Below are 24,884 nucleotides of genomic sequence, written 5' to 3'. Positions count from 1 at the left end.
TCATTCCCCTCTTTCAATTTTAAAGTGTGTGTGAACTCACATTATAGCATGATACCCTGCTAAAGAACAGCGATACCAAGACGCTTCAATAAATCGCTCAGCAGCGACATTGGCAGACCAACCACATTAAAGTAGTCCCCCTCAATCCTCTCAACAATCGTTGCGCCTATTCCTTGTATAGCATAAGAACCGGCTTTATCCATGGGCTCGCCCGTTTGGATATACCGCTTTATTTGTTCATCTGTTAAAGGCTTCATGTATACAGAAGTGACCTGGTGATCGACCAACTGCACCCCTGTCGATAGATCCAGACATGCAACTCCGCTGAATACCTGATGGGCTCTCCCTTGCAGGGCGCTCAGCATACGGAAAGCATCCTGACTATCCTTCGGCTTACCTAAAACAAGTCCATCAAGCACAACAATGGTGTCCGATCCGATGACAACACATTCCTTGGAAAGCTCACTCTTATACATTTCGCAAACCGCAGCGGCTTTACGACCGGACAACTGTTCAACTATTTCGGCTGGTGCCAAACCAGGCTCCGTATCCTCATTCACATCGCTAACCCGAATTTCATAAGGAAGCTGCAAGGTACGGATTAATTCCTGCCTGCGTGGTGAAGACGATGCTAAGATCAGTTTTTTACTTTCAACATTATTCGACATATATAGACTCCTTGTCACGAATAGTTTACATTAGAACTAGCTCATTTATGTGGATATTGAAAAAATTATAGCTTTCGATAAATCCAGAACGCTGCAACTAACCCAAGAATACTGATCAAATTTAGCTTCAGCTGGAAATGCATATCGTATTTAAGCACCAGCAAATCCGCCTTCGGATCCCAGGAAAGCTCAACCGATTTCGTTAAAAAGGCAAGCGCCGGTACAGAAGCTAACAATTGACCGACAAGCGAACCTGCCACTAACCCTATGATAAGCAATAAAACGAAAGTAAATGTATTTTTCTTCATGAGCCTACCATTCCTTTTTTGGGAGATATGTAATGGTTTATTATCTTTAAGGAGGGATAATCAAGCTTATTATAGCACAACATTTACCGAATGTTACCTGATTACACATGTACAGGAAGCTTGTAAAATAAATGTTGAATGTTCTGTTTTTTCAAGCGAAAAGCTCTGCTAATGCTTAATACAACTTTCCTTCGGAAAGCACAGCCACAGCCTACGAAATAAGTTTCGCTATGCGAAACTCTTAGGAGGGATGCCCGCTTATGCGTCGGCCTTATGCAATCATGATGCTTATACTTACTTGTTTACTAGTTTTTCCATCCTCGTCATGGGCAATGAAAATAGTAGTTGATGCTGGACACGGAGGATCCGATCCTGGCGCAATCGGTGTGAACGGCCTATATGAAAAAACCGTTAATCTGGATATCTCACAAAAGCTCAGAGATATTTTAACACAAAAAGGTTATGAAGTTGTGATGACTAGAGAAGACGATACATTCCTGTCTCTTAAAGAACGTGTAGAATTCACGAATGGTCAGCAAGCTGATTTATTCGTATCGATTCACGCCAATTCCTATACACCCAAAAGCCGTGGAGCTATGGTTCTTTATTATGACAATCGTTACCCTCAAGAAAGTTATCCAGCTAGTGATGAAATGGCAGAACTCACAGAGGACAGCAAGCAATTCGCACAGCAGGTGCTGGACAAATTCGTCGATGCTGTAGATGTGGAAAACCTCGGATTAATTCCAAGCTCCGTATATGTAGTTCGGATGGGTACAGTTCCAAGCATCCTCGTAGAAACCGCTTTTCTGTCGAACAAACAGGATGCTGCTATGCTGGCTAATGATACTATACGTACTCAAATGGCGCAGGCGATCGGACAAGGTATCGAAGCTTATATGCCTCCAACAGCGCAGTCAATTGTATTTCCTGACACGCGCGGACATTGGGCACGCGAAGCGATCCTGCGTATGAAAGAGCAAGGTATAGTGGACGGCGTGGGCAAGCAGTTTCAACCGAACCGCGAGATGACCCGAGCGGAGTGGGTGACCTTACTGGACCGTGTATTCGACTTGTCGAAGGTCCAGCCCACGGTTGCTGATGCCGCGGCTGCTGGCAGCGGATGTTCTGCAGGCTCCGGCGGAACTGTTGCCGGAACGGTTTATGACGGGGCATGCGCGAAGCCCGCAGGCTCGTTCAAGGATGCTACGGCAGGTCACTGGGCCGCTGCGGTCTTGAACAAGGCCGTCAGCGCTGGTGTGCTGAACGGGTACGCGGACGGGACGCTGCGTCCCGATCAGCCCGTTACACGGGCTGAGGTTGCGGCTACGTTCGCACGGCTGGCGCTGCCGCAGGCACAAGCTGCACCGGCGGCCGTAAAGCAGCCGGCGTTTAAGGATGTGCCGACCAGCGCATGGTCGGCCAAGGCGATCTACAGCCTGAAGCAAGCAGGCTGGATCGATGGTGTGACGGCTGACAGCTTCGCGCCCGACCGCCGCATGACCCGTGCCGAAGCGGCCGTACTTCTTGACCGCTTCGTGCAAAGCACGAAAAAAACGCCGAACCGTCAGCCATAGGCTGTGCCGGTTCGGCGTTTTTTTTAAGTGAAAGCCCCCGATTAGGCTTCCTACATTAGGCAGACTCTTACAGTTAGAGCTGATTATTGTGCCGATACCGATCTGCGAAGCTCTTTTTGTGCAAGCACATACTGCATCATCGCATTCTGCGTCTGCCACATATAGGACTGGCTTGGATTCTTTTTATATTCATCCAACGAAACCACAGCGGAGTTCATCGCATTCCCCATCTTTTGAACAGAAGACCGAGCGTCCTCAGCCAGCCCTTCATTCGCCCCCGCAGTCATCCCTATCCACGTTTGATGTGCTGTTTTAATAGACTGTAAAGCTGCCGAATCAATAGCAGTAGGCTGTGCTTGAGTCAAATGGGTCAATGTAATCGGGGCCATTGTTTGCAGCAGTTTATCCCCCTGGGTGATATAAGCCGCTAAGCCTTCTGATGGTTTTGCACTCCATTTTATTTTCGTCAGGGCAGGCAATTCTATGCTTTTGATAATGACATCGGTTTTCCTTTGCTGGAACTGCTGTGCCAAGCCTAGTGCTTCATCACGAGTCATTGTCATTCCAACATAAACCGGGTATTTATCGCCGGAATCACTAACTGCTGCGAGTCCTTTCTTTTTCAGCTCTGCTTGGGCTGTATCCGCAGCTTGGGATGTGCTGAAAACTCCGCTTTGCAGGAAAGCAATAGTTTTACCTGGAATATTGACCGCTGTAACAACTGGCGCCCCACTCGAAACTGGAGCCATAACGGGTACACCCCCCTGACCAGTAATCCCTGAGTTATTATTCACTGGCAATTTTGTTGCATCCGTACCATTAGCCTGAGTATTCGTCGTTGTTGCGGCTACAGTTCCAGCTCCAGATGGAGATAATGTACTCCCCCCTTTGGGGCTCTGAGGATCCTCTGAAAACATTGATAAAACGAAAAATCCAAAAGCGATACCAGTAACAACGGCGCCTGCAACAGAAGCAGCTACTTTAAGCCACGAAGACCCAGAAGATTGGCTCACGTAAACCGTTTCCTCAGGGACATACCACCGATGATCTCTTATGGGCTCAAACTCCGACTCTTCATCGCGCTTAGTATTTCTGCTATCCTGTCTATCCACATATCCGCTTTCGGGATGAATCTCTACTTTTGCTGATTCACGGATCAGCTTCTCCACCCTCTGAGTTTCCGTATCAAAAGAGCTTTGCCACCCGCCAAAATCATTCGTATATTGATTTAGCTGCTGGGCGTCAATTAACGTTTCAGATCCGGTGTGCCTCTGCAGACGGGACGAAGACGGTGTCGTAAGAGATTCCATCTCTGTAGCGGTTTGATCCATCTTCAGATCTTCGTTGCGAATCACCGTATATTCTTCATTTTGCAGCGGAATAACCTTGGGCTGCTCTTTTACAATACGCCCAGAGTTTTTATGTTTGCCGTTCTCAAATCGAAAGGTCATTTTAGCATTATTCATTTCTACTTCTCTCCCCTTGTCCAATTTTTCGTATTACTAGACTATGAGAGAGACAAAAAAAATAGAACAACCTTAGTTGATAAGGTCGTTCTATTTCCAAGCTGAAAAGTTGAATTTTTGAACTCAAATTTTAAGGAGCCGGGGGTGTAAATACCCTTTGAGCAAATTCCGCATCAAGCATAAAAAATGCATTGCTGTCCGTGTCAATCCGCTTTAGCTTATTGATAATACTGTCGAACATGGCTTCTTCCTCAACCTGCTCGTCGATAAACCACTTCAAGAAATTAATGGTCGCATGTTCACGTTCATTCATTGCCAAATCCGATAGATCATAAAAACGTTGTGTGACGAGCTGCTCATGTTCAAATGCATGCTGGAAGACATCCAACATAGACTTATATTCATTATTCGGATTGTCCATACCCATAATAAATGCCCGTCTGCCTCGGTCATTCAAAAACTTATATATCTTCATAGCATGGAATCGTTCCTCTTCGGCTTGGACAATATAAAAATTAGCAAATCCATCCAAGCTTTCTGCCGAACAGTAAGCGGCCATTGCCAAATAGACTTGGGCGGAGTAGAATTCAAAGTTTAATTGATCATTCAGTGCTTTACTTAAAGCATCATTTAGCAAAAGAGCACACACCTTCCGTTTATTTTCGTATAATCCCCCAGAAATACAATACAGGAGATATAATTAGTATACCTATAATTGGAGAGAGAATCCATAATATTTCCAACTCATCTTGTCAAACGTCCCTTCATGTGAGTTGTATAGACTAACCAATCATCTGCTTTAATTCTTTAAGAAGCTTCGCGGGCGACGATGCCTTGATGACATCCTTCTTGCCAAGCATAACAAAGCACTCCTTAGAACAAAGCTTGCAATTCCCTAAGCAATCGCGCTTCTTTTGCTTTAAATCAGGAAATTTCTTCTTCAGCTTCTTATAAACAGCCTTGGAGCCTTGTTTAAAGTTTCGGCAGCAGTAGTTGATCTTTTTCATGAAGGATCCCTCTCTCCATCAGCATTCAATGAAAATGATAATCGTTATCACAATTTATGTCAATGGTGAAATAATATGCATTTGTATCCATAACATTTATGACAAAAAAATATCCCGGCACACTCTATACGCAAGTGCAGTCCGGGATATTTATCATTCCGCTATAGGGTTAATCTGCTTTCAATCCATACCTCATTTACAACGATTCTGCCTTCTGCTGCAAAGCTCGCGCTAATCCATCAGCAGCCTTCCATATGTCGCCTGCTCCCATCGTCAGCACCAAATCACCGCTGCTCACATGATCCATCAAATATGCCTGAACTTCTTCTTTAGTTGGAATATATTTGACGTTAGGGTTACTGTTCTCACGGATCAGCTCCACCAACTTGGCGGAAGTGATGCCTTCGATTTGTTTTTCGCCTGCAGGTGAGTAGATATCTGTAATGATAACCTCATCCGCTTCAGAAAAAGCTCGGCTGAACTGCTCGAATAAGAAATAGGTCCGAGTATATCGCTGAGGTTGGAACACTGCCGTGATTTTTTTACCAGTCGCTTTAGCAGCGCTGATTGTCGCTACAATCTCTGTCGGATGGTGTGCATAGTCATCTATTACCAGGATGCCTTCAACCTCTCCCAGCACTTGAAAACGCCGCTTTGCGCCGCGGAAATCTGTGATCGCCTCAGCAACCTGCTGAAACGACAATCCAGCCTCCATGCACGCAATTAACGTAGCTAAAGCGTTATATACATTATGTTTGCCCGGCACCGACAGCTGCATCATTCCTAGAATGCTGCCCTGATGCTCCACCTGAAAGCTAACCTTGCGGTCACCTAGTTCAATGTTGCGGGCTATATAATCGGCATCGGTGTCTATGCCGTAAGTAATTACTTCGCTTGCAATATGAGGAATCATTTCACGCAAAAACGCATCATCATTACAGACAACCGCTTTGCCTTCCTCTCTTACTTGGCTCAGAAATTGAGCATAAGCTTTTTTTAAATTTTCGAAGTCGCCATTATAATTTTCCAAATGATCCGCTTCGATGTTATTGACTAACGCAACAAGTGGATGATACTGAAGGAAGGAACCATCGCTTTCATCCGCCTCTGCAACAACCCAATCCCCTTTGCCGGCTTTGGCGTTGCTGCCCACGTTCATAATTTCGCCGCCAATAATATAGGTCGGGTCTTGACTACACTCCTCTAATACCAGCGCAATCATAGAGGAAGTTGTCGTCTTTCCGTGCGCGCCTGCCACTGCTATGCCTTTCTTGGCATTCATAAGACGCGCTAGCATTTGCGAGCGATGTAGAATTGGAATTTTCAATTCTTCGGCAGCTACCATCTCTACGTTATCCTTAGATAACGCAGTCGAATAAACAACCATATCCGCTCCATTTACATGATGCGCTTCATGTCCAATAAACACTTGCGCCCCTTTGGCAGCCAGCTTCTCCGTTAACTCCTGCCGAGCTAAATCAGACCCCGAAATTTGGTAGCCCATTTCCAGCATTACTTTGGCAATAGCACTCATACCATACCCGCCAATGCCGATAAAATGGATGTGCTCAGATGTATTCACGCCGCTCTCACCAGCCTTTTTCAGAATCAGTTTGATGTAGGATCCAGGAACGAACATCCCCAATCAAATATAAGGTGCCGGAAACGACAGCTAGATCATCTTGCTCGATTTGGCTATTCAACCGTTCGAGCGCTGCCTTCCAGTCAGGTTCTATAATCACTTCTACACCGGTGCGACCTAACTCCTGCAATAGCGTTTCAGCCAGATCGGCAAGATGAGATGCTTCTTCCTTTTTATGCCAATTAGGTTCGGTCAGGATGAGTGTATCCACCAATGGTAGTATATGCCGCAAATATCCAGAATGATTCTTTGTTGAGAGCATTCCCATCATAAAATGTAGCTTTTTGTAGTGGTATGTGTCCCTCAAAGCTTGAGCGAGCGCCGCTCCACCTTCAGGATTATGAGCCCCATCAATAAGAATACGTGGATTACTAGAAATCATCTCCAGTCGCCCTGCCCATTTGGTTTCTTTCAGTGCTCGCAAAAGCACCTCGTCCTCGACGATCAGAGCATAGTACTGCCTAAGCAGTTCTATCGCCATGAGTGCTACCGATGCATTTATAAGCTGATGCTGACCGTTTAGGGAAATACTCAATCCTGTCATATTCCGGTAAGGACCGAAGAAATCAAAGGTCTGATCATTTTCCAACGAAGACAAGCTTTCAAAATGAAAATTCCGGTTCGCTAAATATAATGTGCTGTTCTTGGCTTTGGCCGTTTGCTCGATTACATCGATAACCTCGGGTTGAGACACAGCGCTGACAATAGGAACGCCTGATTTGATAATTCCGGCTTTTTCACCAGCAACCTTATCGAGCGTATCCCCTAGAATATCCATATGATCGTGGCCTACATTCGTTATTACGGTCAAAATTGGAGATACGATGTTCGTGGAATCCAGTCTTCCCCCTAATCCCGTTTCCCAAACTACATAGTCTGGACAAGAGATACGGGCAAAATATTCAATTGCCGCAGCCGTAGACACTTCAAACATGGTTGGCTGCCCCAGCTCGGAAGCAGCAATTTCATCTACAATCGGTTTAAGCTTATTAATTACACGAAGCAAATCCTCATCAGCAATATTTTGACCGTTATACCGAATGCGATCCGTATACTTCTCAATATAAGGGGACGTGAAGGTACCCACACCATATCCGCTTTGTTTAAGCACCTCTGTCAGGTAGGCACACACAGATCCCTTGCCGTTCGTACCTGCAACATGAATAAACTTCAACCGACGTTCAGGGTTATCCAACAGCTCCATCAGCTTCTCCATCCGCTTTAATCCAGGTCTTACCCCGAATTTAACCAGATTGACAATCCAATCCACCGCGTCTGCCGCGCTTTGAAAGGAAGCGCCTGGCTGCACATTGGGTTCTTTGGTCTCGCTCATCTTACACACCCCTCAGCTCAGCCAAACGGGCAATAACTTTATCCCGCTTATCAGCGTAGTCAACAAGCTTGGCTTTTTCTTCATCAATGACCTTGGCAGGAGCTTTCGCTACAAATCCTTCGTTAGAAAGCTTCTTTTCGATCCTATCCACTTCACCATGCAGCGCTTGTAGTTCCTTCTCTAAACGATTCAGCTCTTGCGAAATGTCTATCAATCCAGCCAGCGGCAAATACAACTCAGCACCGGTTACGATAGCCGTCATCGCTTTATCAGGTGTAGCCAGATCTAAGCTGATTTCAAGCGTAGAGGTATTGCTGAACCGTTGAATGTATTCCTCATTTCGTTTCAATATAGCTAATGAATCGACGCCTGACGGTTTTACCAGCAATTCAATCTTCTTGCTCATCGGAACATTAACCTCGGCACGGATGTTACGAACGTTGCGGATGATGTCCATCAACAGCTCCATTTCACGAACGGCGTCTGCTGCTTCAAAGCGGCTCTCGTACTCCGGCCATTTAGCCAAAGTAATCGTATCGCCTTCATGAGGCAGATGCTGCCATATTTCCTCGGAAATAAATGGCATGAAGGGATGTATCAATCTCTGTGTTTGATCCAACACATAAGCAAGGACTGATTTGGTTGTTTTCTTAGCTTGATCATCAGTTCCATATAAGGATAATTTACTGAACTCGATATACCAATCGCATAGATCATCCCAAATAAAGTTGTACAGAAGACGGCCGGTTTCTGCGAATTCATAGGAATCCATGAGACGCGTTACATCACGAACTGTTTCGTTCAGGCGATGCAGAATCCAACGGTCTGCGGTGTTCAAGGATCCATTCAAATCAATTTCTTCCACTTTGAAATCTCCTAAATTCATTAGAGCAAACCTAGAAGCATTCCATATTTTATTGGCAAAATTACGCGCCTGCTCTACTTTCTCCCAACGGAATCGCAAATCCTGCCCCGAAGTTGAGCTCGTTGAAAGCATAAAGCGCATAGCATCTGCTCCGTACTTCTCGATAACTTCTAACGGATCTACGCCGTTGCCAAGCGACTTGGACATTTTCCGACCATCCGCATCACGTACTAAGCCATGGATCAGCACGTCCTTGAAAGGAATTTGGCCCGTAAACTCAAGAGCGGTAAAGATCATTCTCGAAACCCAAAAAGGGATAATATCATAGCCTGTTACGAGCAGGCTGGTTGGATAGAAACGACTCATATCCTCCGTTTCCTCCGGCCAACCAAGTGTCGAAAACGGCCATAAAGCCGAACTGAACCAAGTATCCAGTACATCCGCATCTTGGCGGAGATTCGTGCCGCTGCACTTCGAACATACCGACACCTTGTCGTGAGCTACATGGATCTCACCACAACCCTCGCAATACCAAGCAGGAATCTGGTGCCCCCACCATAGTTGGCGGGAAATACACCAATCACGAACGTTTTCAATCCAGTATAAGTAGCTCTTCTCAAAACGATCAGGAACAAAATTAGCCCCTTTTTTCGTATTTTGAGCTTCAATCGCCCGCTCTGCGAGAGGCTTCATCTTCACAAACCACTGTGTTGACAGGTAGGGCTCCACGACAGCACCGCTTCGCTCACTATGGCCTACTTGATGCAAATGGTCCTCGATTTTTACTAATACTCCGGATTCTTTCATATCTGCTACAATCTGTTTACGGCATTCAAAACGATCCAATCCCTTGTATGCCCCAGCATTATCATTCATTGTACCGGTTTCATCCATCACCAATATCTGCGGAAGATCATGGCGTTTACCTACTTCAAAGTCGTTCGGATCATGGGCAGGGGTAATTTTTACCGCGCCGCTTCCAAACTCTTGTTCTACATATTCATCGCCAATAATAGGAATTTCACGACCGGTAAACGGCAGCACCAGCTTCTTCCCTATCAAATGCTTATAGCGGTCATCCTTGGGATGTACGGCAACCGCTGTATCGCCTAACATAGTTTCAGGACGTGTAGTTGCGACAACTATAAATTCGTCACTATCCTTCACCACATATTTCAGATGGTACAGATGTCCCTGTACTTCCTTATGTTCAACCTCGATATCGGATAAAGCAGTACGTGCAGCAGGATCCCAGTTAATAATGTAGTTACCGCGATAGATAAGACCTTTTTCATAGAGCTTTACAAATACTTCACGCACCGCTTTAGACAAGCCTTCATCCAAAGTAAACCTCTCACGTGAATAATCAAGTGAGAAGCCCATCTTTGCCCATTGCTCATGAATGGATTCCAAATACAGGTCTTTCCATTCCCATACTTTCTCCAGAAATTTTTCACGGCCAAGATCGTACCGAGTAACACCTGATTCACGCAGCTTTTGTTCCACTCTTGTTTGTGTAGCAATACCCGCGTGATCGGAGCCAGGCAGCCACAGCGTGTCATACCCCTGCATTCTTTTGGTACGAATCATTATATCTTGAAGAGTACAATCCAAAGCATGACCGATATGCAGCATTCCCGTCACATTCGGAGGAGGAATTACAACTGTATAGGTCTCCGCATCCGGGCGTTGTCCCGCTTTAAAATATTGACCCTTAAGCCAATAGTCATACCATTTCTTTTCTGCTTCCTTCGGATCATAAGTTGTCGGCATTTGAGTTGTTTTTAATTCTTCCATACTGAATTACCTCCATCATTCTACATATACCTACTCTAGAAGCAAGCAGTGAGTCTATTCACCGGACTTCTAAGTTAACACAAAAAAACCCTTCGCCGCAAAGGACGAAAGGATCTGCTTCCGTGGTACCACCTTTATTCCGTAATAGCCTGCTTACTCTAGTCAGCCAGCTTTTTAGAAAAAACTCCAGCATAGACATGAATCGGCTATCAAACGGCACTTAAACAGATAACGGCTGTAACCGGCAATGTCTATTACAAGCGATAGGATTCCATAAGTTGCACAAAAGCACACGGAACCACAATCCTCAAGTATTTTAACACTGCAACTCCAGGGCGACTTCGGCCAGTTACCTCCTACGGAACCTTTCAGCGTAACAATTCCGCTCTCTGATGGGTTGGCTGCCTACTATTCCCTATCCAAGTTGATTAACAGTATAATTATTCCTATGATAAACAACATTAACCAAGGAGTCAATACGATAGCTGTCTGCAAATTGAAGATATGATTCATTATACCCAAAAAACACCCCAAGCAAACCCATTAGAGTTTGTTCGGGGCGTCTAAATTTCTGGTATCTTGGATCACTTAGGAATATATACGACTTGACCCTCTGTAAGATTGTTCTCGCCTAGTCGGTTAAACAAAGCGATTTCTCTAGGATTCAATTCATAACGCCTGGCAATCGTCTCAAGCGTTTCTTCCTTCTGCACAATGCATAGCCGGACTCGTCGAAATTCTTGCTTTTCGTTCATCGAACTCAGGAGCAGCTTTTTCCACTCTAGCCTTTGGCCCGGATTTTGACTGGCGTTTTGTGCACCCGAATCCTGTTTGTCCTGAACTCTCCCATCATATTTTCCCGTTGAGCTGCCTTGCAACAGTGAAGCTAATCCATTGGATGTATAAGACTTCTCCTCATAGGCTTTTTTTCCGGAAAATGCGATCTTCAACTCTTTCTTCTCATCAGCTGCAGAAATTGAATCATTCAGTGACTGGAAAGTTTCAATTGAATCTGAACCCGACTCCTCTTCATTTTCCTCCGCATGTGAAGGTTCTAGATTACTGGGCGAGGGTTCCCCTACAAGATGCACCTCATCTCGTGGAATTTGCTGCTCGGACAAAGCAGCATTCGCCGTAAATACCTGCTGATTCTCGGACGAATGATCCGGCTCGGACACAAACCCGACCGGTTGAATCTCTTCGGGTCTGTTTGCAGAGTCACCAAACTCGGGATTGCGAGGTACTTGGTGAACGAATACAACCTCCTCCTCGGTCTCCCCCCAGCCCTCTTCTGGTAAAGAAGGGACGACTTCAAGTCCATTTAACGATAGTACGCCTGTAATATTCAGGCTCCTTGCAGACAGTAAGTCCACATCAAAGTTCTCAATCTCAACCGCGATGTCTTCCACCCTATGAACACGGTTCATTGGCAGTGTAATCTCAACCGGAATGAGGTGCTCCAAGGACCGGTTCACTGCGTCCTGCTCATCGACATAGGTTCCCGACAAGAGCAGATTGCCTCTTAACAAAGCTTGATCCCCGTAAGGCAATACCTGTATATGCGGTACCAGCTCAACGTCCTCCAGCTCTTTAATTCCAGCAACCCCTTCAGACAAATGCACTCGTTCATAAATATCAAATCTTAATCCACCCTGATGCTCAACCAATGTTATGTCCTCCCTCCGGAAACTAACTTATAAACGTTATGGATGGTTAATTTCATTTGTCTATAAATTTATATGGTTTTCGTTGGAGGAGCATGACTATATTTTTTTCAAAATTGAATACAGATGTTCAAAATCTGATGGCCAAGGCGCCGCAACCTCTAGCTTTTCACCTGTAAACGGGTGGTCGAAGACGAGCATTTCCCCATGTAGAGCTTGCCGAGAAATAATTCCTGTTCTCCCCCCGTATAGTGTGTCTCCGTAAATCGGATGCCCCAAATGGCTCATGTGTACACGAATTTGATGAGTTCTTCCAGTATCCAGCTGCAATCTCACAAGCGCTGCATTCGTCAGCTGTTCAATAACCTCGTAATGGGTTACAGCGTATTCGCCTGTAGCCGATACCCTCCTTCGTGCAGCATGATGCCGGTCCTTCCCTATAGGTGCTTCAATCGTGCCTCGGGAAATAGCTGGTTGCCCTTGTACAATAGCCACATAGCTTCGACCAATCCTCTTCACTCTCATTGCTTCGTCCAACGCGAGCTGAGACCATTCATGCTTAGCATACAGCACAGGGCCCGTTGTATCTTCATCTAGTCTATGAATATGACGGACCTTGCACCTCTGACCCGTTGATTCATAGTAAGAAGAAACAGCATCTGCCAATACCCGATTCCGGGTACTTGGGTCAAAGCCGTCGGCATGGACTTTTAGCCCAGCAGGCTTATTGACAACCAGACAAAAATCATCCTCAAAGAGTACTTCTAACGGCATCCATTCCGACATATATTCTACGGATTCTTTCGGAAATATATGTAAGCGGATTCGTTCACCTTTAACGGACACCCCGCCATTTTGCTGCAATTTGCGTGTAAACGCATCCGAAATGTTCATATAGCTCTTTAATTCTTCTATCGAATTAAGCGGTTGAGGAAGCCGCAGCTCCAGCCATTCCCCTTTTTTCTGCCATGGTACCATCTATTTCCGCTCCTTTTTTCTATAAAAAAAACTATATAACACAATACCCGCAAATATAAGAAAAAACGCAAACATAACAACAATCATTTCAAGTGTAATGCCATAAAAATTATACCTGTTCATAACGACCGCTCCAATTCATTAAAGCTATGATAAAGTTCGTCAAGCTCCAGCTTATGTATCTAATAGTAGCAAAAAGTACCCTGCACCACAAAAACCATATCATTCCTGATTGTACATAAGCTCGGAAGTCTATCAAATTGAATGAAAATATGATAAAATAACTTAGATATTTATTCATAGATTTTAAGAAATTGGTTTGATGCTAGTCTTTGTTTAATTGAAAACAGGAGTGGACTAAATTTGGGTACAGCCATACAGTTTATAAAATCAACAAGGAAACAAATGTTGGATTTTAGTTGGATCAAGCGCTCGCTTTTGATTGTTGCAGTCCTAGGTTTTTTCGCATCAAGCTTTTTATTTTTAACATCACCTGGTACAGATCTGCGTATCTGGATGGCTGAGACCGTTATTATTACTCAACACCGTGAATGGGCATGGATATTCGTTGGTGCGGAACAGCGTGATGAAATGGTTCGCAACATGCACCAAAATATTGAAAAGAATGCTGAAGAAAAGCAAGATATGGGTCGTATTCAACACAAAGTATATAAAAAGAATCGTACGATTGATGAATTAATTAAAGTTGAGGATATTTCTGGCCCGCTATGGAAAGGCAAAAAGATGTATGTCTTCGATCCGAAATCGATCCGAGCTATGACCCCGGTGAAATCCGGTGAGGGTGAGCGTATCAGTGCCATGGTGAAACGTACTGGTGCAGTTGCAGGTGTCAATGCCGGAGGCTTTGACGATCCTGAAGGACTTGGCAATGGTTTCGCTGCGCTGGGAGTTATTGTTTCTGGCGGAGAAGTTATTTTCACCGATCAAGATGAAACCACTCCTCAGCACATAGTTGGATTTACCAAAGACGGGACATTAATTATTGGTAAATATAGCATGACGGAGTTAAGAACTATGGGAATTTCGGAGGCCGCCTCCTTCTATCCCCGCGTTATTGCGAATGGCAAGCCGCTGCCTATCAGTGATGGGAGCCGCGCTCCGAGAACAGCTGTAGGTCAGAAGGAAGACGGAACTGTAATCTTCATTGTTATTGATGGGCGCCAAGCACAAAGCGTCGGTGCTACTTTAAAAGAAATTCAGGATATATTTCTGGCAGATGGCGTTGTTAACGCAGGTTTCTTGGACGGAGGCGCTTCATCTGAGCTAGTTGTAGACGGAGAACTAGTCACGAAGCCATCCAGCCGCTATGGCGAACGCCGTTTACCGTCAGCCTTCCTTGTATATGATCATCCGGAAGAGGCGGTTGCCAACCGAGTTTGGGATGGAATCAATAAAATAGACGCAGGTGGCTCCTATGATCATCCAGACTTCTTGAGGGAGCAGGCTGAGATTAAAGCAAGACAAAAAAACAATCCAGCGCCTGTAACACCGGTAACACCAACCACACCAACTACTGGAAACAAACCGGAAACGGATAAGACAGAGAAAACAGATAAACCTAAATCGAATGAAACTGGAACTAGTAAGCCATCTGACCCTATAAAACCTTCTCCAACGACAGAAGGTAAAGAAACAGATGCAACAAAAACGCCAGCAACCCATACTAACGGAAACAAAGAAACGCCTGCAAAGACGAATCCAGGCACTACGCAACCAGGTAACACTGGGACTGATCCTGCTAAGCCAGCTGGTGGAGCTACAGGAACTAATGGTACAGCCACATCTCCTAACGGTACAACTCCACAAGGAGGAAATCCTAACGGTGCGGGAACTACAACACCACCTACGGCTCCAGCTGCCAAAGACCAGTCACCCAATTCAGCACCAACACAAAGTCCGGGCAGCGGTACAAATATAAACCCTGCTGCCCCAGCAACACCTACAGCACCTGTGTCTGAGGCACCAACTGTACCCATAAATAAACCAAACTAAGCGTATGCATTTAGAAAAATATGTCCCTCATGAAATGAAGAAGCCTCCAACATCACTGTAAAGTGGTATTGGAGGCTTCTTCATTTTGATGAGATACCCGTGATTACTGTTTCAAGGCTTTATAATGAGCATCTATAGTAGCTGCTATATCTTCATCACTATGCGCTGTTGATACAAACATGCCCTCAAATTGAGATGGCGCTACACTTACTCCGTTATCAAGCAGCGCTGCAAAATACCGGTTAAACAATTGTAAATCAGTGGTCTTAGCTGTTTCGTAATTGGTTACCCGTTGGTCAGTGAAGAATGGACAAATCATCGAGCCTACTCGATTGATCGTACTTGCAATTCCTAGCTCACGTGCATTTGCTAGGAAGCCTTCCTCTAAGCGAGCTGACTTCCGCTCCAGCTCCTCATATACTCCAGGCTTGCCCAGCAGGCTCAAGGTCACAAATCCAGCAGCCATCGCTAGTGGATTGCCTGAGAGCGTACCTGCTTGATAGATCGGGCCACTTGGAGCAATCAACTCCATAATTTCTCGTTTACCGCCATAAGCCCCTACTGGTAAACCGCCTCCGATCACTTTACCAAGACAGGTGAGATCCGGGGTGATGCCGTACAAGCCCTGCGCGCTGTTCAAGCCTACACGGAAGCCCGTCATAACCTCATCAAATATGAGCAAGCTTCCATATTGAGACGTTATGTTGCGCAAACCTTGCAAGAAGCCAGGCTGTGGTGGCACTACCCCCATATTACCTGCTATCGGCTCCACAATTATTGCGGCAATTTCTTCACCGTAACGTTCAAAAGCCAATCGGACGGAATCAATATCATTATACGGAACCGTGATCGTATTAGCTGCCACACTGTCTGGGACACCTGGACTGTCAGGCAGTCCTAATGTCGCCACACCAGAGCCTGCTTTAATAAGTAACGCATCAGCATGTCCATGGTAACAGCCTTCGAATTTTAATATTTTAGAACGCTTGGTATATCCCCTAGCTAAGCGTAAAGCGCTCATTGTAGCTTCTGTGCCCGAATTCACCATACGCACCAGCTCTATCGAAGGAATCCGTTCAATGACCAGACGGGCCATCTCCGTTTCCAGTTCTGTAGGTGCCCCGAAGCTTGTACCGGATTCAGCAGTTTTCTTAATGGCCTCCACCACTTCAGGATGGGAATGACCGACAATTAATGGCCCCCATGAACCGATGTAGTCAATAAATTCATTCCCATCTATATCGAATACACGCGAGCCCAAACCCCTCTCCATAAAAAGCGGTGTCAAACCGACCGACTTAAAGGCTCTTACCGGACTGTTCACACCACCTGGTATTACTTGCTTTGCTTCCGCAAAAGCCTTCGTTGATCGTGCATCTTCTCTTTTTCTTAAGTTAGCCAAAACTACCCCTCCTTAGAGCTTTGCTATAGCAAAGCTTTCTACGTAAGCATTACTGAGTTTTCATTACGTAATCATCTCATTATATGTGGGCATCTTGCTGCGCAAATAAAGTCGATTTTTGCCATAAATTTACTTGAAAACCAGTGAAAACAGATATATAATTATGCGGTCTATGGAACCATCATTCATTGAAACGAGGAGAAACCATGATCGATTTTTTGAGCAAAGTTCCCTTATTTTCCAATCTGAATAATGATCAATTAACATCCATTTCCAACATTTGTTCGAAGAAATCATTTCGTTCTGGAACCATTCTGTTTCATGAAAAAGAATTGGGCTCTGTTTTCTACATCGTGTTTAATGGCTCAGTAAAAATATATACTAAAGCTACTACGGGTGAGGAAAAAATTCTTTCCTTGTTCAAAAGTGGAGACAGCTTCGGCGAGCTTTCATTAATCGATGGAAAACCTCGTTCCGCCTCTGCCCAAACACTAGAGGACAGTGTTCTGATTGCGCTTGATGCCAAACACTTTTTGGAGCTATTGAAAAACAATTTCGATATCTCCCTCTGTATTATGCGGGAGCTGTGCAACCGATTGCGGGATACGAACCAGCATGTATATGATTTGACTTTCTTGGATGCTAGAACTCGTGTTATTAAGAGCTTGATTAAGCTCGCAAATAAGAACGGAATCCGCAATGGCACAATCATTACAATAAAAATGATGCTTAATTATGACGAAGTTTCACAAATGGCCGGCGTTCAGAAGCCCATACTCATGCAAGTCATTCGTGACTTTCAAGAGAAGGAGATTCTGATGTTCGATGGTCCGGCAATGAAACTAGACCTCGCCAAGCTGCGAGGGTAATCATTCGCATCCGCCATGCACCCTAGTTAGAGAAGCCCGATACCTACTCTTCGGGCTTATTTGTTTAGCTTGGGGCAGCCTCGTATATGCAACAAGTGCTATAGCATTTTAAACCTGTCATGCCCCGATAATGGCCACGTTTCTTGGTTTAATCCCTCGTCTTTAATTCAAATCCTCTCGCACTGTGCATATACAACATCACTCAAAGCGCCCATATACAAAGGGTCTGTATTTAAAGAAGGAGTACGCTCCAAATGGATTCCCAGCTCACGTGCCGTCTTTTGCGCCTCAATATCGAGGTCATACAATACTTCCAAGTGATCGGATACGAAACCAATTGGACAAACCAGAACTTTCTTACATTGCTTTTCAGAGCTAATTGTCTTGAGAACATCCAATATATCGGGTCCTAGCCATGGCATCCCTGTCTGTCCTGCACTTTGCCACCCGAACTGCCAATTGCTGATTCCAGTTTGAGCCGCAATAGCACGTGAAGTTTCCAACAATTGCTCCGGATAAGGGTCTTTCATCTCAAGTATTTTTTCAGGAAGGCTGTGCGCTGTAAACACAATACGAACTTCATCCCTTGAAGAATCGCCAAACCGTGTCAATGTGTTGGTAACACGCTGCGACAGTGCCTCTAGTAATTGTGGGTGCAGATGATAGCTTTTCACAAAACTGATCTGCAGACCCGACTCAGCCGCTTTATCTTGTGCACGCTTGATATAGCCTCCTACACTCATCACGGAATAGTGAGGCGCAAGTACGACACCGACAGCTTGCTGAATACCGTCCTTAACCATTTGCTCTACACCGTCCTCGATGTAAGGAGCAGCGTGCTTCAAGCCCTGATAGCAAGTAAACGAAAAATCCGGGTGGTCTGCATTCAATCGATCTTCCAAAGCTTGCACTTGCTTATTTGTGTTTTCTCTTAACGGAAAAAAACCGCCAACAATCGCCTCATAACGATCCGTCAAATCCTTAAGCTGTTCTGGCGTAGGAGGGTGCCCGCGGCGAATGTGGGTATAATAGGCTTCCACCTGGTCCAAACTCTCTGGAGTACCATAGGACATAACCAGAACACCAATCCGCTGTTTAGACATTTACACACCACTTTCTTGTTTTGAGTTAGCCAAAGCATCCTTAGAGTATACATGAATGAATTCCGTTAATTCTTTTAATTTATCAAGTGATGCTTCTGGGAACAACCCATGTCCGAGGTTGAATACATAGCCCGGCTGCTCAACGCCTTGATCAATAATAGCTTTGGCATGGTCTTTGATGACCGACATAGGTGCTGTCAAAACGTAAGGATCAAGGTTGCCTTGTACCGCGAAACGTGAACCCACTCTTTTGCGTCCCTCAGCAATCGAAACACGCCAATCGAGTCCAATAACATCTACTTCCAGTTGCCCCAACAGCGGGAGCAATTCTCCTGAGCTAACGCCAGGGAAATAAATTTTAGGCTGTTCCAAGTGTTTAAGTTCATCAAAAATACGTGTAATGGTCGGAAGCACAAATACTTTGAAATCATTAGGCGAAAGAGCTCCAACCCAGCTGTCAAACAGCTGCACTGCTTTTGCTCCAGCAGCAATATGCGCTTTCAAATAAGCAATGACCATATCACCTAGTTTGTCCATAAGCTGAAACCATACTGCCGGCTCGCTATACATAAGCTGTTTGGTCCGTATGTAGCTTTTGCTTGGTCTTCCTTCGATCAAATAGCTGGCGATGGTAAAGGGCGCCCCCGCAAATGTAATAAGTGGCACCTGCAGTTGGGCTGCAAGAATTTCGATTGTTTTGATGACGTGGGATAAGTCCTTCTCAACTTGAATAGGGCGTAATCTCTCCACATCTGCCGTCGAACGGATCGGGTTGTGAATGACAGGTCCGACATCTTTTACTATGTCAAAATCAATACCAATGGATGCAACCGGGTTCATAATATCCGAGTATAGAATTGCCGCATCCACACCTAATTTATGCACAGGCATCAACGTAATTTCGGCTGCCAGCTCCGGCTGCTGACAAATTTCGAGCAAGCTGTATTTTTCCTTTATTTTGCGATAATCCGGATCATAACGTCCCGCCTGTCTCATATACCATACCGGGAGGGTATCCACCGCCTGTTTCTTACATGCTCTGATAAACGTATCGTTATAGCTCATTCGCTTTTCCTCGCTTCCGTATACTCCTAAGAACTTTCTGCATGGAAAGTTTTTCTTCGTAAGCATAAACTGATCTATTCATTATTATGCCCTATTTGGCAGCTTGTAACAACTGATTAGCCTCCAAGATTCCGACAAAAGTATGACAAGAAACGTTTGGATTTTATCTACTGAAGAGCGACCTCGTCTCCGTCAATGTCCATAGATCGTAGATTCATTCCTTTAGTAAAAAGCAGCAACCTTCTGCTGATTGACAACAAACAAAATAAGCAATGGTCCTATCAATCAACCTCCATATCACAAAAAAGACCTCTAATAGCACATTTTACTAGATTGTAAGATATCAAACTATAACAAAGTGCGGTATTCCAGAATAACCTGTACTAATAGGAGGTGGTGATCACTATGGAGAAAAATTCTAAAGCCAAAAACGGTGCTGACGGACAGCAGGGGACGAACGGTACAAACGCATCCAATGGCTCCGATGGCCAAAATGCAGTTTCATTTACAAACTTGGATGAAAACTCAACTGCTACGTTGCTCGACAAATTGAAGGCAGTACCTGCCGGCCATTCCATCGATGTGATTAATGACAATGAAATATTACAGATAACGTTAAACGGCAAAATGATTGTTAATATCAATAAAGCAGAAATAGCCGAAAAACTTCAAAATGGCGATAAGCAAAACGGTTAAATCGGGAGGTGGTTAAAATGGGTCATTCCAAAGAAAAAGAGAAGAAGATTCAAATCGAGAACAACGCAAACGGTTCTGGAGGGGTCGGAGGCAACGGCGGTGACGGCGGTTCTGGAGGGACTAACGCATTTAACACTTTATCGAATAGTACGACTATCGCAGTAGGTGGTAGTATCACCGCCACAGCTATCGGGGGGATTGGTGGGAACGGGGGAGCGGCAACTGCGATTAGCGGTAATATTGCCGTTGCCATAGCCGGCAACGGTGGCGATGGAGGCACTACATCAGCAAGTAATTCGATAACCATTATCCAATCCAACCAAAACAACGCCGGCGATGGCGGGACTGGAGGCATCGGCGGGGCCGGTGGAGACGTAGAAGCCGAAGTCGAGGTCAAAATTAAGAAAGAAGATGACTAAATTCCATAGGAAAGCGAGCTGAAAAATAATGGCTGAAGACTTGAACAATAACCAAGCTGCGCCGGCCGATTTACCATTACCGCAAGCCAATGCAAGTGCAAGTGGCGGAGCCGGTGGAGCCGGTGGACAGGCGATCACATTGTCCTATTCTAATAACTATTCCAGTTTGTTGCTCATGTACACATTCTTGCTCAACTTAGCCAACGGAACCGGCGCAAGCACCGGCGAAGGTATGAAAGCTGAGATGAACCTTCTCCTTCCCATGCTCCAAGCGGCCATGGAAGACGAGAAGAAATACCGCGAAGCATTTCTTACCGCAGTCCAATCGTTAGCAAAACAATAATCAACTAAAATGCGGAAGAAGCCATCCTAGAGTTAAAGGATGGCTTCCCTGTTTTCTAATACTATCTTTTTCGGAAGTAATGGCTGCTTCTTGAAAAATACTCATAAAGCAGCGACCTCTGTTTTTTGATAGTACAGCTAGTGATTTTCACGCAGCCAACCAGCCACATCTTTAGCAAAATAAGTGATAATCAGATCTGCTCCTGCGCGCTTAAAGCCGATCATCATCTCCGATACAATGGAGCGCTCATCAATCCAGCCCTGCTTCGCAGCGGCTTTCACCATAGAATACTCAGCGCTGACATTGTAACAAACTAGCGGCAGATCAAATTGATCACGTAGTGTCCGTATGATGTCCATATAAGCCATAGCCGGCTTTACCATCAAAAAGTCTGCACCCTCAACAACATCGGCCTCAGCCTCCCTGAGTGCTTCACGAGCATTAGCAGGGTCCATCTGGTAAGTCTTGCGATCTCCGAACTGCGGAGCGGAATGTGCAGCATCACGGAATGGGCCGTAGAAAGAAGATGAGTACTTAACTGCATACGACATGATAGGTACTTGATCGTAGCCAGCCTCATCCAATCCTTGGCGGATTGCATATACAAATCCATCCATCATATTGGAAGGAGCGATGATATCTGCTCCTGCTTCCGCCTGAGCAACAGCTGTCTTAACAAGAAGCTCCAGCGACGGATCATTGAGTACATCCGCACGTTGCGTGGACTTATCAAAGTGAACCACACCACAGTGACCATGGTCTGTAAACTGGCACAGACATGTATCCGCTATGACGAGCAGCTCAGGATACAGTTTTTTAATGCTGCGGGTTGCTTGCTGCACAATTCCGTTATGATCATAAGCAGAGCTTCCAAGAGCATCCTTATCAGCAGGAACACCAAACAGAAGAATTGCTTTAATACCCAAGGCAACAACTTCATTTAGTTCTTCTTCAAGACGATCTAATGAGAAATGATAAACACCAGGCATTGATGAGATTTCATCTTTTATTTGCGAGCCATGTGTAACAAATATAGGGTAGATTAAATCATTTACCGTAACGTTGTTCTCTCTAACCAAACTGCGCAGCGCATTTGAGCCGCGTAATCTCCGATTGCGAACGATAGGAAAGCTCATTGTTGTACCTCCAAAAAGTTTTTCGTAGGTTGTAGAAGCGTATGCCCTACTTATTTGCCTTTATATAAACTAGCAACTAGCGATTCAACGGTTGCATCTTCAGCCATATAATCCACGGATAACCCGGCCTCTTGAACAGTTTGCGCCGTCATTGGACCGATACAAGCAATCTCACAGGAAGCCAACAGCTCCAGCGGGTTAGGAGTTCCAAGCTCCTCAAGCGCGCGAATCAAATTCGTTACAGTAGATGAGCTGGTAAAAGTAATAATATGAATAGCTTTTTGCTGCAGCAGCTCAATCACTTCAGTACCTCCGTCTGTCTCCAGCACGGTCTCGTAAACATCTACCTCAGTTACGGTGAGCCCTTTTTCACGAAGCTTGGCAGGCAGGTATTCCTTGGCAATATCCGCTGTTGCTAATAACACGCGTTGTCCCGACTTTAAATCCGCTTCAATTGAAGAAAGCAGCTCATCCCCTTGAAACTTGGCTGGAAGAGCCTCAACTAACAAACCGCGGTTAAATAACGCGTCAGCTGTTTTGGGACCAACTGCAGCAATGCGAGCTTTACCAAGTGTACGAACATCGATGCGATTGAGTCGTAATTGCTCAAAGAATTGCTCAACACCGTTAACACTTGTAAAAATGATCCAATCAAATTCATATAAACGTTGTAGTGCTTCTGTCAAAGCTACTATAGCATCGGACTTTGTAGGTGCTTGAGTACGAATAACTGGAAATTCAACAGCTTCTCCGCCTAGTTCTTCGATCTGGCTTACTAATTCACTTGCCTGGCTGCGGGCTCTTGTAACAAGAATACGTCGTCCGAACAATGGCTTCTTCTCGAACCAAGCCAGTTTATTACGCAGCTTTACCACATCTCCGACAATGATAACAGCTGGGGATTGGAAGTTCGCCGCTCTAACCTTCTCAACTATATCCGTAAGAGTTCCGGTCAGAGTCTCCTGCTCCATCCAAGTTCCCCAACGGATTAGAGCTACCGGCGTCGTTAATGCCTTGCCGCCTTCAATCAACTTATTACTTATAAATTCCAAGTTCGCAACACCCATTAAGAAAATGAGTGTTCCTGAAGCCTGAGATAAATTTTCCCAATTCACGCTGCTATAAGTTTTGTTCTGATACTCATGTCCAGTCACGATTGAAAAGGAGGAAGTAAAATCACGATGAGTAACCGGTATACCTGCATAAGCCGGAACTGCAATAGCCGAAGTAATGCCTGGGACAATTTCAAACCGAATATCATTGTCTGCAAGGAGCTCGGCTTCCTCTCCAACACGTCCAAATACGCTAGGATCCCCCCCTTTTAAACGGGTCACGATCTTACCTTGGAGAGCTAAATCAACTAATAGCTGATTGATTTCTTCTTGCTTAAGCATATGCTTGTCCGGCAGCTTGCCAACAAATATCTTCTCCGCTCCTGGCTTCATATGCTTCAGAAGCCTTGGACTCGCCAATCGGTCGTATACTACGACGTCAGCGCGCTGAATGGCCTCCAATCCCCGAACCGTTATAAGCTTCGGATCTCCCGGCCCTGCTCCAACGAGATATACGACACCTTTATTCATCGCACTCATCCCCTCACTATGGCCAATATTTCAGCGGCGCCTCTTGCAATTAAAGCATCCGCCAATTCACTTCCCAACTTGCCAGGATCGGTTCCAGTCATTGTATCCTTAAGCATCTGTTCGCCATCAGGTGAACCAACCATCCCCGTCATTGTGATAGTAGTTCTGCCAGCCTCGGTGTTGATAGTTGCGTAAGCACCGATGGGCACTTGGCAGCCTCCGTTCAGCTTGCCAAGAAAACTCCGCTCAGCTGCTACAGCAAGAGCTGTAGGCTCATTATTGTAGTGCTTGAGTAACTCAAGCACGTACTCATCGCCGCCTCTGCATTGGATGCAGAGCGCTCCCTGCCCTACGGCAGGGAGACATACCTCGGGCGGCAGGTATGCACTGATGCGATCTACCCAGCCGATCCGGCGCATGCCGGCGGTTGCGAGCACTATCGCATCGAAGCCTTCCGATTCGAGCTTTTTAAGCCTCGAATCAATGTTTCCACGGACCGATTCGATCTTAAGATCGGGGCGATAGTTCTGCAATTGGGAAGAGCGGCGCAAGCTGCTCGTGCCGACCTTGGCCCCTTGAGGCAGCTCATCAAGGCTAGCAGCTCCTCGTGTGATCAAGCAATCCCGTGGATCCTCACGCAACGGTACAGCACCGATCACAAGTCCTTCTGGCAGATCCCACGGCATATCCTTCATGCTGTGCACAGCCATATCGATCTCGCCGTCCATAAGTGCCTGCTCTATTTCTTTAACGAACAATCCCTTGCCGCCTACCTTGGACAAGGTTACATCTAGTATCTGATCGCCTTTAGTAACTATTTTCTTTATCTCAAACTCGCATTCAATGCCATGCTCCCTGCATAATTCGCGCAAGTGATCCACCACTTGTCCCGTCTGCGTCAGAGCCAGTGCGCTCTGTCTAGTACCAACTACAATTTTACGCAAAGTACT

22 protein-coding genes are annotated in these 24,884 nt (G+C 45.4%); 6 read left to right on the top strand and 16 right to left on the bottom strand.

What is annotated here, in order from left to right; translation table 11 throughout:
- Nucleotides 1-59: 59 nt before the first annotated feature.
- Together GC093_RS22975 and GC093_RS22970 are read right to left on the bottom strand one after the other, a co-directional pair.
- Complete coding sequence (locus GC093_RS22975; protein WP_171654243.1) at nucleotides 60-668, bottom strand: Maf family protein; 609 nt, start codon at nucleotides 666-668, stop codon at nucleotides 60-62.
- Between the two features lie 65 nt (nucleotides 669-733).
- The gene (locus tag GC093_RS22970; RefSeq protein WP_171654242.1) at nucleotides 734-976 is read right to left on the bottom strand and encodes a DUF4321 domain-containing protein; all 243 of its coding nucleotides are present in this window, start codon (nucleotides 974-976) and stop codon (nucleotides 734-736) included.
- Nucleotides 977-1,236: 260 nt separating this feature from the next.
- Between GC093_RS22970 and GC093_RS22965 the strand changes: the two genes are divergently transcribed.
- Nucleotides 1,237-2,553, top strand: a complete 1,317-nt coding sequence (locus GC093_RS22965; protein ID WP_171654241.1) for an N-acetylmuramoyl-L-alanine amidase — start codon at nucleotides 1,237-1,239, stop codon at nucleotides 2,551-2,553.
- An 83-nt stretch (nucleotides 2,554-2,636) separates the two neighbouring features.
- Here the strand turns inward: GC093_RS22965 and GC093_RS22960 are convergent, their stop codons facing one another.
- From GC093_RS22960 to GC093_RS22925, 8 genes are all read right to left on the bottom strand, one after another.
- The gene (locus GC093_RS22960; protein WP_171654240.1) at nucleotides 2,637-4,019 is read right to left on the bottom strand and encodes an SPOR domain-containing protein; all 1,383 of its coding nucleotides are present in this window, start codon (nucleotides 4,017-4,019) and stop codon (nucleotides 2,637-2,639) included.
- Nucleotides 4,020-4,149: 130 nt separating this feature from the next.
- Complete coding sequence (locus GC093_RS22955; RefSeq protein ID WP_171654239.1) at nucleotides 4,150-4,656, bottom strand: ferritin; 507 nt, start codon at nucleotides 4,654-4,656, stop codon at nucleotides 4,150-4,152.
- Between the two features lie 145 nt (nucleotides 4,657-4,801).
- Nucleotides 4,802-5,026 (bottom strand): DUF1450 domain-containing protein, encoded by a 225-nt coding sequence (locus GC093_RS22950; protein ID WP_171654238.1) that lies wholly within the window; start codon nucleotides 5,024-5,026, stop codon nucleotides 4,802-4,804.
- 196 nt (nucleotides 5,027-5,222) lie between these two features.
- Nucleotides 5,223-6,608: a UDP-N-acetylmuramate--L-alanine ligase gene (murC, locus tag GC093_RS22945; RefSeq protein ID WP_171654237.1), complete on the bottom strand. Its 1,386-nt coding sequence runs from the start codon at nucleotides 6,606-6,608 to the stop codon at nucleotides 5,223-5,225.
- 7 nt (nucleotides 6,609-6,615) lie between these two features.
- On the bottom strand, nucleotides 6,616-8,001 hold the full coding sequence (locus tag GC093_RS22940; RefSeq protein WP_171654236.1) for a bifunctional folylpolyglutamate synthase/dihydrofolate synthase: 1,386 nt from the start codon (nucleotides 7,999-8,001) through the stop codon (nucleotides 6,616-6,618).
- Nucleotide 8,002: 1 nt separating this feature from the next.
- On the bottom strand, nucleotides 8,003-10,663 hold the full coding sequence (locus GC093_RS22935) for a valine--tRNA ligase (RefSeq protein WP_171654235.1): 2,661 nt from the start codon (nucleotides 10,661-10,663) through the stop codon (nucleotides 8,003-8,005).
- Nucleotides 10,664-11,247: 584 nt separating this feature from the next.
- Nucleotides 11,248-12,330: a LysM peptidoglycan-binding domain-containing protein gene (locus GC093_RS22930; RefSeq protein ID WP_171654234.1), complete on the bottom strand. Its 1,083-nt coding sequence runs from the start codon at nucleotides 12,328-12,330 to the stop codon at nucleotides 11,248-11,250.
- A 96-nt stretch (nucleotides 12,331-12,426) separates the two neighbouring features.
- Nucleotides 12,427-13,305: an RluA family pseudouridine synthase gene (locus tag GC093_RS22925; protein ID WP_171654233.1), complete on the bottom strand. Its 879-nt coding sequence runs from the start codon at nucleotides 13,303-13,305 to the stop codon at nucleotides 12,427-12,429.
- Nucleotides 13,306-13,668: 363 nt separating this feature from the next.
- Here GC093_RS22925 and GC093_RS22920 point away from each other — a divergent pair, with 363 nt between their 5' ends.
- Entirely contained in the window at nucleotides 13,669-15,318 is a 1,650-nt protein-coding gene (locus tag GC093_RS22920; RefSeq protein WP_246315105.1) for a phosphodiester glycosidase family protein, read from the top strand.
- Between the two features lie 103 nt (nucleotides 15,319-15,421).
- Here GC093_RS22920 and hemL read toward each other — a convergent pair whose 3' ends face one another.
- Complete coding sequence (gene hemL, locus GC093_RS22915) at nucleotides 15,422-16,720, bottom strand: glutamate-1-semialdehyde 2,1-aminomutase (protein ID WP_171654232.1); 1,299 nt, start codon at nucleotides 16,718-16,720, stop codon at nucleotides 15,422-15,424.
- Between the two features lie 206 nt (nucleotides 16,721-16,926).
- On the opposite strand from hemL, the gene GC093_RS22910 reads away from it, so the two are divergent.
- Nucleotides 16,927-17,589 (top strand): Crp/Fnr family transcriptional regulator, encoded by a 663-nt coding sequence (locus GC093_RS22910; RefSeq protein ID WP_171654231.1) that lies wholly within the window; start codon nucleotides 16,927-16,929, stop codon nucleotides 17,587-17,589.
- A gap of 167 nt (nucleotides 17,590-17,756) precedes the next feature.
- Here the strand turns inward: GC093_RS22910 and hemH are convergent, their stop codons facing one another.
- Nucleotides 17,757-18,692, bottom strand: coding sequence for a ferrochelatase (gene hemH / locus GC093_RS22905; RefSeq protein WP_171654230.1), 936 nt, complete (start codon nucleotides 18,690-18,692; stop codon nucleotides 17,757-17,759).
- Nucleotides 18,693-19,757 (bottom strand): uroporphyrinogen decarboxylase, encoded by a 1,065-nt coding sequence (gene hemE, locus GC093_RS22900; RefSeq protein ID WP_171654229.1) that lies wholly within the window; start codon nucleotides 19,755-19,757, stop codon nucleotides 18,693-18,695.
- 405 nt (nucleotides 19,758-20,162) lie between these two features.
- Here hemE and GC093_RS22895 point away from each other — a divergent pair, with 405 nt between their 5' ends.
- From GC093_RS22895 to GC093_RS22885, 3 genes are read left to right on the top strand one after another with little or no spacing between them, the layout of a single operon-like run.
- Nucleotides 20,163-20,453: a hypothetical protein gene (locus GC093_RS22895; protein WP_171654228.1), complete on the top strand. Its 291-nt coding sequence runs from the start codon at nucleotides 20,163-20,165 to the stop codon at nucleotides 20,451-20,453.
- Nucleotides 20,454-20,470: 17 nt separating this feature from the next.
- Nucleotides 20,471-20,872, top strand: coding sequence for a hypothetical protein (locus GC093_RS22890; RefSeq protein ID WP_171654227.1), 402 nt, complete (start codon nucleotides 20,471-20,473; stop codon nucleotides 20,870-20,872).
- Between the two features lie 28 nt (nucleotides 20,873-20,900).
- Nucleotides 20,901-21,215, top strand: coding sequence for a hypothetical protein (locus GC093_RS22885; RefSeq protein WP_171654226.1), 315 nt, complete (start codon nucleotides 20,901-20,903; stop codon nucleotides 21,213-21,215).
- 137 nt (nucleotides 21,216-21,352) lie between these two features.
- Here GC093_RS22885 and hemB read toward each other — a convergent pair whose 3' ends face one another.
- From hemB to hemC, 3 genes are read right to left on the bottom strand one after another with little or no spacing between them, the layout of a single operon-like run.
- Complete coding sequence (gene hemB / locus GC093_RS22880; protein ID WP_171654225.1) at nucleotides 21,353-22,351, bottom strand: porphobilinogen synthase; 999 nt, start codon at nucleotides 22,349-22,351, stop codon at nucleotides 21,353-21,355.
- Nucleotides 22,352-22,401: 50 nt separating this feature from the next.
- Nucleotides 22,402-23,934, bottom strand: coding sequence for a uroporphyrinogen-III C-methyltransferase (gene cobA, locus GC093_RS22875; RefSeq protein ID WP_171654224.1), 1,533 nt, complete (start codon nucleotides 23,932-23,934; stop codon nucleotides 22,402-22,404).
- Between the two features lie 5 nt (nucleotides 23,935-23,939).
- Nucleotides 23,940-24,878 (bottom strand): hydroxymethylbilane synthase, encoded by a 939-nt coding sequence (gene hemC / locus GC093_RS22870; RefSeq protein ID WP_171654415.1) that lies wholly within the window; start codon nucleotides 24,876-24,878, stop codon nucleotides 23,940-23,942.
- Nucleotides 24,879-24,884 lie beyond the last annotated feature (6 nt).

Origin of the sequence: Paenibacillus foliorum (genome assembly GCF_013141765.1) — a bacterium.
GTDB classification, from domain to species: Bacteria; Bacillota; Bacilli; order Paenibacillales; family NBRC-103111; genus Paenibacillus_S; species Paenibacillus_S foliorum.
This window is presented reverse-complemented; position numbering and strand designations above follow the sequence as displayed.